Below are 13,311 nucleotides of genomic sequence, written 5' to 3'. Positions count from 1 at the left end.
TAACAACAAAAATTAAACCATTATTTAATTTTAATAAAAATGAAAAGGCTTGATTGTTGATACTATAAAGAAAAAATAATCTTGTGGATCTTAAATCAAACGAACCTTTCTGGCTTTTAAAAAATGGATTGCTACAATCGTATCCTTCATTGAAATCTGATGAAGAATGTGATGTTTTAATTATCGGTGGCGGAATTACGGGAAGTTTAATTGCCCATCAAATGGTAAAAGACGGTTATAAAACAATTCTTATTGATAAACGGGAATTGTGCAATGGAAGTACTTCAGCAACGACTTCAATGCTACAATATGAAATTGACATTCCTCTTTATGAATTGATCGGACAAATAGGAGAGAAGGGAGCTGTAGAAAGTTATAAAGCCTGTTCTGATGCTATTGATAGGATTGAAAAACTAACCAAAGAAATTAAATCTGATGCCGGATTCAAAAGAAAGGAATCTCTGTACTTTGCTTCAAAAAAGAAAGATACGGACTGGTTAAAAAAAGAATTTGTGGCCAGAAAAAATGCAGGTTTCAAAGTGAAATGGCTGGAAGCTGATGAGATTGTAAAAAGATTTGGTTTTGAAAATACATATGGCGGGATTTTATCAAAACAGGGCGCAAGTATTGATGCCTTTAAGTTTGCTCATGAATTATTCGAAGTGAATACCCGAAAAGGACTGAAGATCTATGACAAAACTGAAATGATAAGAGTGGAATATCATAAAGGTTTTAATATTATCACGGTAGATTCAGGTTTTAAGATTAAAGCAAAGAAAATAATCTATTGTATTGGCTATGAAAGCAAAAATATGATCAAAGAAAATTTTGTTGACCTGAAAAGTACTTATGCGATTGTTTCGGAAGTGGCACCGGAAAAGTATAAAAATATCGGAAACACGTTGGTTTGGAATACAAATGATCCATACATGTATATGCGTACCACAGATGATGACAGATTGCTGATTGGAGGAGGCGATGAAGATTTTTATGATGCGAAAAAACGGGATGCTCTTTTAAATAAAAAAGAAAAAGAAATTCTCAGAACCTTAAAGAAAATAAAACCCGATTACCAGTTCTATACAGATTTTGTCTGGGCCGGAACTTTTGGCGAAACAAAAGACGGACTTCCGTATATCGGAACCCATGAAAAGTTTAAAAATTCCTATTTCGTGCTTGGTTTTGGAGGCAACGGAATTACTTTTTCTGTAATAGGAATGGAAATGGCTTCCCTGTTTCTGAAAGGTAAAAAACATCCGCTTTCAAAGTATTTTCAATTTAAAAGATAGGTTTCGGCGGCGGCAAAGCCGCCGAAACTTTAAAGCCTGCAGATTCGGCAAGATCTCTAACATTATAAACTATATCCGTTTTTCTTAGCCAGTTCAAGAACCGATTTTTCTATGGCTTTTCCAAGATCATCAGCATCTGTGTTTCCTCTTTTTTTCATCTCTTCATCAATGAAAGTCTGACGTTTCTTAGACAATTCTTCAATTTCTTTCTGGATTTTTTCACGTTCGGCAGATTTTGCAGCAACAGCTTTGGTGATTTCTTCTTTGCTCTTACCTTTCAGCTCTTTCGGAAGTTCCTCTGCTTTTACCGATGACATGAAATTAGCATCCTTTTCAGCACGGTCTACCAGATCCCAATGATCATTTTTGTAAGCATTTTTTTTAGATTTGGCAACCGCTCTTTCTACCCCATTAGAAACAGATTGGGCTTCTGCATTTCTGTCCTGTGCAGCCTGCTTTACCTTGTATTCTGAACCATGACTTCCGTAATAGATATAGGTGTCATTCAGCTTCGTATTGCATTCTGAAATTTTGATATCATAAGGCGTTTCAATATAAATTACCTTTCTGTCACTGTCGATATTAAAGTATTTTCCGTCTCCGAGTGAAGCTCCGTTTTGCCAGAAAGTCTGTATACCTTCATTTCTGTCACCACAGAAAATCGTATTCGTGTAAATATTCTTTCTTTTTGCACTTGAGATCACCTCTTTGTAATTAATCTTTCCTTGATCGAAAGATTCATTTCCGGCAATATAGATCAGCTTCATGCTTTTTTCATTTCCATCCCAGTTAAGGTTCATGGCAGCATCACGAATGACCGCTCCACAATACTCACTTCCTCCATTAGTTCTTAAAGCAAACAGTTTTTCAGAGATTAGATCCAAATCCTGGGTAAGCGGTGCAACCTGACGGATATAATTTTCATCCTGAAGTCCGTCATTTCCGTATTCGTACAAAGCAATCTCAACTTGTGGAGCCTTTCCGCTGTATTTCAGGGTAGTCAGCGTATTTACAATATTCCATAATCTGGATTTCGCCTGATCGATTAATCCATCCATACTGTTTGAAGTATCCAAAAGCAAAGCGACCTGGATTTTATTCTCTTTACTTACTGCTGTTGAACCTTGATTGTTCTGAACAATGGTACGTTGTGAAGGCTCTTTACATCCTCTTATTGGTGAAGTCTGTGCATTTAAAAAAGCAACTGTTCCAATGGTTAATGCTAACGTTTTAATAGGTATCATGATTTTGTGTTTAAAGAATTTCGTATTTTGTTTTGATGCTGTATTTTAGCTTGATGTTTTCGATGTTTTCAAAAGAATAATCGATTCCTGTATCTGCGGCTTCCAGTTGTATATTGCTTACTCTTGCAGCTTTGTAGGAAGCTGGAATAACGGTATCGCTTGTATAATCTTCAATTTCTACGATTTCAAGAGGAGCTCCTGTTTTTTTGTTGATACTTTCCAACAGATAATCTGCTTTCTCTTTGGCAGCTTTTAACGCATTGATCTTTACGGTTTTTCTGAAATCGGCGATCTTTGTGTTTTTAATTTCAGCAATACTGATATTGCTTACCCACTTTTGATTAAGGTTTTCAAACAAATTGCCCATGTCGGTCGCTTTGTTCACTTTAAACTGAAATCCTTTTGCAAAAGTCTTTTTAAAATAAATATTCTGATACATCGATTTGAACTTGATGTCTTCGTTTTTTACCCCGTTGCTTTTTAGGATTTCAAATAATTTTTTTTCGTTGGTGGCAAGATCATTCTTGTTGTCGCCTTTTATTCCGATACTGAAAATAATTTCATCCGGTTCCACTTCCATTTCTGCAACTCCGGTTACTTCAATGGCATTTTTCTTTACTTCCTGTGCATTCGCAAAACTTGCTAGTGTAAAGAATCCGATCAATAAAAAATGTGTAAGTTTCATAATGTCCTGTTTAAATTTCTAAAGTAAAATTACCCTAAACAGAAACTGAAATTTGGCAGACTTGGTGAACTGAGGTTTTCACTTGGTGAAAGAAATAAGAATGAAAGTAAAAGCTAATCCACCAAAATATGGAATCTATCCTGTAATGCATTCATTCCCTTACCGTCAACAGCTTTAGCCTTTATGATCCGATCATTAAAAGAAAAAATAATCGTATTGTCTTTCTGATTTTTCATGAGTAAATGTTTTGAAATATGATGTTGATCATCTTCAATAATGATGTGCTGATCAAATGAAATCTCATAATGAAACGAAATCATCTTGTCTGAAGATTTTTCCATGAAGATCAGATAATGATCCTTGTGAAAAAAAAGATATTTATAGGAAGTGTCAGATGAGGTGACTTTGTAGGCTCCTGTTAAACCCAAAGAATCTTTTTTGCCTTCCGAATTCAAATCATTATTAAAATAGGGTATTGCGATTTTGATGAAAATAAATCCTAAAATCAGAACCTTAAAAAAAGTTGTATAAGGTAGAAATAAAGGACGGTCAAAAAAAGTTTGATCCCGGAAACAGATCATGGTAAGAATAAGTTTCCATCCGTTTTTTCTTACGAGAAAAATGCTCATTCCAAGTAAGATCAGTGAAAAGAATTTCACAGAAATATCAAAGCTGATATTGATGATAGATACCTGAATGAAACAAATGACAGTCAATAATAATCCTGAAAACCGGGATCGTCTGAATAATAATAAAATGCCCGATAAAAGTTCGATAGAACCTATGATTGTGTTATACATCTTAGATGTTCCCATTGTACTCCAAAACAGAATGTCTTTATCCAGATTTCCCAGTCGGGTAAACAAAATATTAGATTCAGGTTCTGGAAACTGGGTTTTAAAAATCTTATCGATACCATATTTGATCAGAATTACAGCAAGATACATTACACATACATATTCTGTAATCGATAAAAAACGACTGATCCAGTTTTTCTTTATCAAACAGCTGAAAATAATGGAAGTAAACAGGAGAATAATCAACAATACCAACATCGAATAACTATCCGAACTGAAATCGAGTCTTACATTCTTTTTACTGGAAACTATTTTTAGTAAAAATTGAGTGCTCCTTCTGAAAACAAATTGAGTGAATTTCCGTTGAAAATCATTTAAGAAATTCAACGGAAAAAAAATAATAAACTGCCGAAAAAAAACACCGATAAAAGTATTTATTTTCTTTGCCATTTGTAATTTAGGTATATGGTGATAATCTTAACGGGATCTTCTATAAACCACTACAAAAGCCAATACTGCAACGCTTATCACAAGATAATACAGCATATCTACTTTAGATTTAACGCTATTTATTTTTGCGGTTTTTACAGTCTTTTTAGCGGGAAGAGGCTTATACTGTTTTGTTTTTTTGTCATACTTTAGAAAGACAGTGCTGTCGAGATCGTTCTCAAAATTATAATTTCTCTTGAGTAGGTTCTTTACACTGTCTATATTCTGGCTGGAAAAAATAGGATGATTATATACCGTATCTCTTCCGGGGTTCCATTTTTCGATATTGGAAGTTCTTTTGTTTTTACGGAGTACCGAAGTTACAATCACGCTTTTCTTATCATCAATGATAATTACACTGTCTAATTTTGAATTGATAATATAGGGTTCCGGTCTTATTCCGAGATTTGAATAATTGGTATTGTAGCTGTCCTCTGCAATACTTTTTTCGAAATATTCCATATTTCCGCTATGGCTTTTATATGAAATTAATTTGGTTTGAGCGAATGAATGACCACTCAAAAGTAACAGGGTAAAATGAATTAAAAAAGATAGATTTTTCATAAGTAGTGAGATTAAATGATGTCACAAACTTAGTTTCATAATCAAAAGAAGAAGTTGTAGACTTGGTGAAACGGAGCTTTCACTTGGTGAATTACAGGAAATAAAAAAACAGTTCGGAAAGAACTGTTTTATCGGTTGGTAAGAATAATCGATTTACCGTGTCGGGTGACGAGTTTCTTGACGTCGGAGAACAATTTTGTCTTGATAATAAGTTCATCCTGATGTTCCGAAATAGTGTAGGTGTTTGAAGTGAAAAGAGCATCATTAATATAATGCTCAAATAATTTCGTAGAATCAGAATGGTTGACGGAATAGAAATCAACTTTGTAATCATCAATTCCCGTTTGGTAAAACTTATAAATGATTTTTTCATTGAGATCGCTGGAAATGATCTTGGTTTCAATGAAATCACTTTGTTCAAGAAACGAACAATTCTGTAAGAATAATACAGGTAGTAAGAAAATGTAAAAATGTTTTTTCATATTTGATGGGTGTGTTTACAAATTTAATTAATCTTAATGTATTGATTGTTAACGGTATTTGAATTAATGTTAAGGTTTTGAAACTGGATTGTTAAATTTGAACTATAGCACAAACTTAGTCTCAGAATGAAGGCAGGAAAAGGCAAACTGGGTGAAAGGTGAATTTCACTTGGTGAATAGTTTTTGGGCAAACTCTATATATGTATATCTTTGTTTTATGAAAATGCTTCGACTTTTTATTATTTTTTTGTTCATGATTGTTGGGAATACAATGTATTCTCAAAACAAAGAACGTGCTGTTGAAGAAGTTCAGTCAGAAAGTAAAAAATTGAAAAAAGCATTTAGCAGTCGGGATGAAAGCGCACAGGCAGATTCTTACTACAATATTGCAGAAACCTTTTTCAATGACGGAAATTTTCCGAAAAGCGAAGAATATTACATAAGAGCTAAAAATATCTATGAAAAGCTTAATGACAAACCCAATATTGAAAAAGTAAGCCGAAAATTGGCTCAGTCGCAGGAAAAACAGAACAAAATTACGCCTGCGATCAATAATTACAGTAGAGCAGCCCAAATGAGTTTTACCGAGAAAAGTAAACAGGTAAATTCCAACGATGCGGCAAGACTTTCAACGAATTCTCCGGAAGAGAAAGCGGCAGTAATTCAGAATAATATTCAGATTAACGAAAAGGAGAAAGATAAAGGAGATTTGGCGGCAAATTACAGCCAAATGGCGGATGTGAATATTGAACAGAAAAATATCCCGAAAGCCGAAGAAAATTTGAACAACGCTTACAAAGTCTCAAGACAAGCAGCACCGCAACAGGCGTTGGAAATCAGTCAGAAACTAACAGATTTGTATGTCGGAAATAAAAATTTCGACAAAGCTATTGAAGCTAAAAAAGAAGTCTTAAAAGAAGCTTTTGTAAAAGACAATTCTCAGGAAAAAGTAAATCAGATTCAAGAGCTTGCAGACATTTATATCAAAAAAAATGATACCGATGAAGCTATTACTTTATTAAAAAATGCGTACAAAATTTCCCTTGAAAAAGGTCATACGCTGGAAGCTCAAAAAAGTGTAAAAAAACTTGATAGTTTATATAATATTTCTCAAAATACAGACGCATCGGTTCTGTTGTACAGGGATTTTTTAGGGAAATTACCCGATCTGGTTTCTAAGGACAGAAGTCTGGTTGATCAGAAAGTACTGGAAGATACAGAAGAAAGAATCTCTCAGCTTGAGAAGGAAAAAGAGCTGAAAGATGAGCTAATCCGTAAGAAAAATGTTTTCAATTATAGTTTGATTGGAGCTTTACTTGTTTTAATAGCATTGATTGTTTTTATTTTTAGAACTCTGAAAAAAGTTCAGATTAAAAACAAAAAAATTGCTTTGCAGTCGCTCAGACGAGAGATGAATCCGCATTTTATCTTTAACAGTCTGAATTCTGTGAATCATTTTATTGCAACCAATAATGAATTGGAAGCCAATCAATATTTAACCAAGTTTTCAAAGCTTATGCGAGGTGTAATGGAAAATTCTACGGAAGATTTTATTCCCTTTCAGCAGGAACTGGATTTGCTTCAAAACTATTTGGCATTAGAAAAAACTCGATTTTCAGATAAATTCGATTACGAAATTGAGGTCGATGAAAGTTTAAATACCCAAAGTCTTAAAGTTCCCGGGATGTTAGTACAGCCTTTTTTGGAAAATGCGGTTTGGCACGGATTACGATACAGAGAAAACAAAGGTTTTTTAAAGCTAAGCTTCAAAAAAGAAAAGGAATATTTAAAAATCACCATCGAAGACAACGGAATCGGGATTGAAGAAAGTAAAAAACAAAAAACACAACATCAAAAAAATCGCGAAGGTCGCGGAATGAAAAATACCTTGGAAAGAATCACTCTTTTGAATGATCTATACCATCAGGAAATTCAGTGTAAGATCACTGATAAAAAGATTGAACAAGGAGTTTTTGTGGAAATTTCGTATAAACTGATTAATAAGTAGTTTAAAGTCTGCAACCTATAATCTACCACCTATAACCTAAAAAGAATATGAAAATAAAATCCATAATCGTAGACGACGAAGCTATTGCAAGAGATGTTTTAAGAAATTATCTCACAAAATACTGTCCGCAAGTTGAGATTTTGGGGGAGGCAGAAAACATTAAAGAAGCCGTTCCTTTAATTGCAGAAAAGCAGCCTCAATTGGTTTTTCTCGATGTAGAAATGCCTTTCGGAAATGCTTTTGATGTATTGGAAGCGACAAAAGATTTTTCTTATGAAACCATTTTCATTACAGCGTTTTCCCAATATTCTTTACAGGCTTTGAATAAATCGGCGAGTTATTATATTTTAAAACCCATCGATATTCAGGAACTGATCTTAGCCGTAAACAAAGTAGCCGAAAGTTTGGAAAGTAAAGAAGAACTTAACCGAAATAAAATTCTTCTTGAAAATCTTAAGCTAAAACCCGAAAAACAGCAGCTTATTCTTCCTACTTTACAAGGTTTTGATGTGGTGAAAACAGAAGATATTGTAAGACTTCAGGCAGATGGAAACTTCACTCAGGTTTATCTTACAGACGGTTCCAAGAAAATGGTATGCAGATTTCTGAAACACTTTGATGATCTGTTGGAGAATCCTTTTGTCAGAGTTCATCGTTCACATATCGTCAATACCAGTTTTGTGAAATCATATCATAAAAGCGGAACAGCAACGCTTTCTGACAATACAGAGATTGAAGTTTCAGGAAGTTTTAAAGACAATTTTCTGAAAGTTTTTTCATAATTTTTTTGTAATGTTTTCCCTTAGAATCTTAGCTGAGTGAAACGTCTTTGCGACTCAAAAATTATTAATGATCAAGAAAAGTCCTTGCGCTCTTTGTGTTAAAAATAAAAGTAATCCAATTGAAAACTTGTAAGGCATCATTTTTGAACTTTTCATCATAACCACACAAATTTTGTTATTATGAAAACCTTTCAAAAAATTGCTATTCCGGTTTCAATAGGCGTTTTAGGCTTTATTCTTTTCAAATCATGCTCTGTAGGAATTCCTAAAGGAGCAACTGCCGTTAAGAATTTTGATGAAGATCGATATCTTGGAAAATGGTATGAAATTGCCCGTTTCGATTACAAATTCGAAAAAGATATGGATAATGTAACGGCTACTTACTCTAAAAATCCAAACGGAACCATTCGTGTAGATAATAAAGGGTATGATTATGTCAAAAAAGAATGGAAGGAATCTATTGGTGAAGCCAAATTCGTAAAAGATGCATCAGAAGCACGTTTAAAAGTTTCCTTTTTCAAACCGATTTGGGCTGGTTATAATGTGTTGGATATTGATGATAACTATCAATATGCTCTAATTGTGGGAAGCAGTTTGAAATACCTTTGGATTTTATCCAGAACCAAAGAAATTCCTGAAAGCATTCGCCAACGCTTTTTAGAAAAAGCGAAAAAATTGGGGTACAATACCAACGAATTAATCTGGGTAAAACATAATTAGTTCATTATAAAAAATTCCCCTTCTTTGAAGGGGTGGATTTTTGCGAAAGCAAAAAGACGGGGTAGTTTCATTATACTGTGAAACAACTCAATTCATATATTTTGTCATTCTGAACGAAATAAAATGAAGTGAAGAATCTGTTTCAATTACAGAGATTCTTCAATACGCTTCGCTTCTTTCAGAATGACAAAATAAGCTCCTAATTCAGCGCTTTATACTCTTTCCATTCCTCAAAACGATGATCGATGAGCTGTTTCATGAGATCATAATTTTCGTAGGTATCTTCAATATGATAAAAAGTTTCATATTCATAATCATATTCCTCGGCTTTCGTATCAAAAAGATTGATGAAATCATCAGCAAATGAACTGAACTTATTTCCAAAATCGGTGTCATCTGCATAATAATCTTTGGCAAAATGATTTCCCAGATCATTTAAATCATCTTCGGAAAACTTTTCATCCAAGGTATTCATTACAAACTCTGCACCTGTAATTTCCCTTCTTTTTAATTTTTCTATTTCCTCATTTGCGTCTTCCTTCAATTCATCGGAGATTAAATCGTGATTAATGCACCAGTTCAGAAACATTCCTGTATGGGTTGCTCCGTTTTTTTCAGGAAGACCTTCAGGAAAATCACCACCATAATGCCATGAAGCATCATCATATTTAGACATACTCTATAATTTTCGCCAAAAATAGAAAAAATCAATTTATATTGCCCGTGATATAGAATTTTCCGTCATTTGTAAAAAATATTTTTTCGAAAATACATATGGAAAATGCTGTTCTGATTACTATTGGTGACGAAATCCTTTCCGGTAATACGATTGATACCAATTCTAACTTCATTGCTACTGAACTTAAAAATATAGGAATTAAAGTTTCTCAGATTTTCACCATTTCAGATGAAATAGAAACGATTAAAAATGCTATTGCATCAGCTTTTGAAATGGGTGATTTAATTATCACTACAGGTGGTTTAGGCCCTACAAGAGATGATAAAACGAAGAAAGCGATCGCCGAATTTTTCAATGATGAAATTGCGTTGGATGAGGCAACTTTTAATCACCTTAAAAATTATATGGAAAGACGCGGCCGTCTGGAAATTCTGGAGAGAAATCGCGAACAGGCTTTTGTTCCTACAAAATCTACCGTTTTCCAGAATCATTTTGGAACCGCTCCTTGTATGATGATGGAACAGGATGGGAAACTATTGTTCAGTTTACCGGGAGTTCCTTACGAAGTGAAACCTCTGATAAAAGACCAAATTGTTCCTTTCTTACAGGAAAAATTTAAACTGAATTATATTTCAACAAGAATTATTTCTGTTGTTGGCATTCCAGAGAGTATTTTGGCAGATACCATCGAAGATTGGGAATTGGCTTTACCTGAAAATTTAGCTTTATCTTATCTTCCGGTTGGAACTCGTGTGAAATTGAGACTGACAGCAAATGGAGAAAACGAAACACTGTTACAGGAGCAACTGGAAGAAGAAATTCAGAAATTATTGCCTTTAATTAAAGACAATGTGATTGCAACTTCCGAAGATAAAATTGAGAAAATTCTTGCAGAGATTTTAACAGAGAGAAAGCTGACAATTTCTACGGCAGAAAGCTGTACAGGAGGTGAATTGGCAAAAATGATCACTTCAGTTTCAGGGAGTTCAAAATATTATTTTGGAGGAATGATAGCTTATGCAACCGAAAAGAAAATTGAGATTTTAAAGGTTAAAAAAGAAACGGTAGATCAATTTACAGTCGTGAGTGAGCAGGTGGCTTCGGAAATGGCAAAAGGTTGTCAACAATTATTCAAAACCAATATTTCACTTTCTACTACAGGAGTTGCAGGACCGGGAAAAGGAGAGGACGGAAAAGACATCGGAACTGTTTTTTATACCATCAGAATTGATAATAAAGAAATAACTTCAAAATTATACATGCCCCATCTTGAAAGACTGGATTTCATGAATTTTGTTTCACAGAAAATTATTCAGGACTTGGTAGGACTTTTAATTTCTGAATAAAAACAGATAAGTAAACTGAATAAAATCAATGGTTAAGAAGGTTTTTGAGAAAACAAAAATTCTTAGTAACAAATTGGAAAAAAAATATACATATTGTTAAATTGTAATTAGAAATGAAAAAATTAACACTTTCTTTGGCTTTATTAGCAGGGATTGGTTCACAGACAGTGAGCGCTCAGGCTACAGACAAAGGCTTAGACCTTAGCTTGATGGATAAATCAGTTCGTCCACAAGATGATTTTTATAACTACGTGAGCGGAACTTGGATGAAAACTGCCAAAATTCCTTCTGATAAACCAACTTGGGGAAGTTTCAACAAATTGGCTGATGACACAGACAATAACTCGATGACCATTCTGAACTCTCTTTTGAAAGATAAGTTTGCTGATGGAACAGAAGGGAAAAAGATTCAGGATTTGTACGCGACATATATGAATATGGCGAAGAGAAATGCTGATGGAATCAAGCCTATTCAGGAAAATATCAAGAAAATTGATGCAATTAAAAACCTTGCAGATCTTCAAAATTACCTGATTTCCGTAACAAAAGAAGGTGAAAATACTCTATACGGATGGGGAATTGATGCAGATCTGAAAGACTCTAAAATGAATGCGGTTTATTTGGGTAACCCATCTCTTGGTTTAGGAAGAGATTATTACCAGAAAGTAAACGAAAAAAATACAGAAGCTATTGCAGAATATACAAAGTATGTAGCTTCTATGCTAAAAGAATTAGGATACAAAAATGCTGATGTAGCTGCAAAAGGGATCGTAGATTACGAAAAAAGTTTAGCAAAAACTTACCTTACGAACGAGCAGAGCCGTGATAATACCCTTCAGTACAACCCAAGAACAATGGCTGAACTTTCAGCGTTGGTAAAAGGAGTTGATCTTCCGGCTTACCTTAAAAAAGTGGGAGTAAACACAGATAAAGTAATTATCGGGGAAATCGGTTTCTATAAAGATTTTGATAAATTAATCAATGCTCAAAACCTTCCTGTAATTAAAGATTACCTGAAGTTCCACATGATTCACGGAAGCGCTTCTTACCTAAGTGAAAAATTGGGAGACATGAAATTTGCTTTCTATGGTAAATATTTAAGAGGTCAGCAGGAACAAAGAGCTCTTAACAAGAGAGGATATGAATTAATCAACGGAACGTTAGGAGAAGCTTTCGGTAAATTATACGTTGAAAAATATTTCCCTGCTGAAGCTAAAGCTCAAATGGTTGAGTTGATCGACTATTTAAAGAAAAGTTTTGCTGTTCACATCAACAACTTAGCTTGGATGTCTTCTACAACGAAAGTAAAAGCAATGGAAAAACTGAACAAGTTTACAGTGAAAGTTGCTTATCCAGACAAATGGAAAGACTATTCTAAATTGAATATCGTTTCTGAAGCTAAAGGAGGAAGCTTATACAGCAACCTTCAGAACATCGGAGAATGGCAGTATAACAAAGACTTAGCAAAAATCGGAAAAGCAGTAGATAAAACAGAATGGGGAATGACTCCACAGACTGTAAATGCTTACTACAACCCGGTAAACAACGAAATCGTATTCCCTGCTGCAATCCTTCAGCCGCCTTTCTTCAATCCTAAAGCAGATGCTGCAATTAATTTCGGTGGAATTGGTGCAGTTATCGGTCACGAAATGAGCCACGGATTTGATGATTCAGGAGCACAGTTCGACGCAGACGGAAACTTGGTTGACTGGTGGACTCCAGAAGATAAAGCAAACTTTGAAAAAGCAACAAAAGCTCTTGCTGCTCAGTATGATAAATATGAGCCGGTAAAAGGAACTTTCGTAAACGGAACTTTCACAAACGGTGAAAATATTGCTGACTTAGGTGGGGTAAACATTGCTTATGATGCATTGCAAATGTATCTTAAAGACAAAGGAAACCCAGGTTCAATCAGTGGTTATACACAAGATCAGAGATTCTTCTTAAGCTGGGCAACCGTTTGGAGAACTTTATCAAGTGAGAAATATATGATCAATCAGGTGAAAACAGATCCGCACTCTCCTGGATATTTCAGAAGTTTCGGTCCTATCATCAATGTTGATGCATTCTATAAAGCATTTGACGTAAAACAAGGAGATAAACTATACAAAGCTCCTTCAGACAGAATTAAAATCTGGTAATCATCGGATCAATACTATTCAAAACCGCTCAGAAATGAGCGGTTTTTTTATGAATGATAATTGATAAAGCATAAGCGATCATTAA

Annotated in this window: 12 protein-coding genes; 6 read left to right on the top strand and 6 right to left on the bottom strand. The window is 34.3% G+C overall.

Annotated elements, in window-relative coordinates; translation table 11 throughout:
- The first annotated feature begins 83 nt into the window (after window positions 1-83).
- On the top strand, window positions 84-1,289 hold the full coding sequence (locus RM51_RS18415; protein WP_039373026.1) for an NAD(P)/FAD-dependent oxidoreductase: 1,206 nt from the start codon (window positions 84-86) through the stop codon (window positions 1,287-1,289).
- Window positions 1,290-1,351: 62 nt separating this feature from the next.
- Here the strand turns inward: RM51_RS18415 and RM51_RS18410 are convergent, their stop codons facing one another.
- The 5 genes from RM51_RS18410 to RM51_RS18390 all read right to left on the bottom strand — a co-directional run bounded on the left by RM51_RS18410 (window position 1,352) and on the right by RM51_RS18390 (window position 5,550).
- Window positions 1,352-2,533: a vWA domain-containing protein gene (locus tag RM51_RS18410; protein WP_039373023.1), complete on the bottom strand. Its 1,182-nt coding sequence runs from the start codon at window positions 2,531-2,533 to the stop codon at window positions 1,352-1,354.
- Between the two features lie 10 nt (window positions 2,534-2,543).
- Window positions 2,544-3,218, bottom strand: a complete 675-nt coding sequence (locus RM51_RS18405; protein WP_039373019.1) for an SIMPL domain-containing protein — start codon at window positions 3,216-3,218, stop codon at window positions 2,544-2,546.
- 113 nt (window positions 3,219-3,331) lie between these two features.
- Window positions 3,332-4,465 carry a hypothetical protein gene (locus RM51_RS18400; RefSeq protein ID WP_131667103.1) on the bottom strand — a complete coding sequence of 378 codons (1,134 nt, stop codon included), beginning with the start codon at window positions 4,463-4,465 and terminating at the stop codon, window positions 3,332-3,334.
- A gap of 27 nt (window positions 4,466-4,492) precedes the next feature.
- On the bottom strand, window positions 4,493-4,966 hold the full coding sequence (locus RM51_RS18395) for a hypothetical protein (protein ID WP_131667102.1): 474 nt from the start codon (window positions 4,964-4,966) through the stop codon (window positions 4,493-4,495).
- A 230-nt stretch (window positions 4,967-5,196) separates the two neighbouring features.
- Window positions 5,197-5,550 (bottom strand): hypothetical protein, encoded by a 354-nt coding sequence (locus tag RM51_RS18390; protein WP_039373011.1) that lies wholly within the window; start codon window positions 5,548-5,550, stop codon window positions 5,197-5,199.
- A gap of 253 nt (window positions 5,551-5,803) precedes the next feature.
- Here RM51_RS18390 and RM51_RS18385 point away from each other — a divergent pair, with 253 nt between their 5' ends.
- The 3 genes from RM51_RS18385 (at window position 5,804) to RM51_RS18375 (ending at window position 9,060) form a co-directional block, all read left to right on the top strand.
- Window positions 5,804-7,558: a tetratricopeptide repeat-containing sensor histidine kinase gene (locus RM51_RS18385; RefSeq protein WP_228375833.1), complete on the top strand. Its 1,755-nt coding sequence runs from the start codon at window positions 5,804-5,806 to the stop codon at window positions 7,556-7,558.
- Between the two features lie 47 nt (window positions 7,559-7,605).
- Window positions 7,606-8,340, top strand: coding sequence for a LytR/AlgR family response regulator transcription factor (locus RM51_RS18380; RefSeq protein ID WP_039373009.1), 735 nt, complete (start codon window positions 7,606-7,608; stop codon window positions 8,338-8,340).
- 180 nt (window positions 8,341-8,520) lie between these two features.
- Window positions 8,521-9,060 (top strand): lipocalin family protein, encoded by a 540-nt coding sequence (locus RM51_RS18375; RefSeq protein ID WP_039373007.1) that lies wholly within the window; start codon window positions 8,521-8,523, stop codon window positions 9,058-9,060.
- A 199-nt stretch (window positions 9,061-9,259) separates the two neighbouring features.
- Here RM51_RS18375 and RM51_RS18370 read toward each other — a convergent pair whose 3' ends face one another.
- On the bottom strand, window positions 9,260-9,736 hold the full coding sequence (locus RM51_RS18370) for a DUF7832 domain-containing protein (protein ID WP_039373005.1): 477 nt from the start codon (window positions 9,734-9,736) through the stop codon (window positions 9,260-9,262).
- A 98-nt stretch (window positions 9,737-9,834) separates the two neighbouring features.
- Between RM51_RS18370 and RM51_RS18365 the strand changes: the two genes are divergently transcribed.
- On the top strand, window positions 9,835-11,085 hold the full coding sequence (locus tag RM51_RS18365; RefSeq protein ID WP_039373003.1) for a CinA family nicotinamide mononucleotide deamidase-related protein: 1,251 nt from the start codon (window positions 9,835-9,837) through the stop codon (window positions 11,083-11,085).
- A gap of 113 nt (window positions 11,086-11,198) precedes the next feature.
- The gene (locus RM51_RS18360) at window positions 11,199-13,226 is read left to right on the top strand and encodes a M13 family metallopeptidase (RefSeq protein WP_039373001.1); all 2,028 of its coding nucleotides are present in this window, start codon (window positions 11,199-11,201) and stop codon (window positions 13,224-13,226) included.
- Window positions 13,227-13,311 lie beyond the last annotated feature (85 nt).

The organism is Chryseobacterium taiwanense, assembly GCF_000813825.1.
Classification (GTDB): Bacteria; Bacteroidota; Bacteroidia; order Flavobacteriales; family Weeksellaceae; genus Chryseobacterium; species Chryseobacterium taiwanense.
Note: the sequence above shows the minus strand (reverse complement) of the source record. Positions and strands in the feature narration are given on the sequence as shown.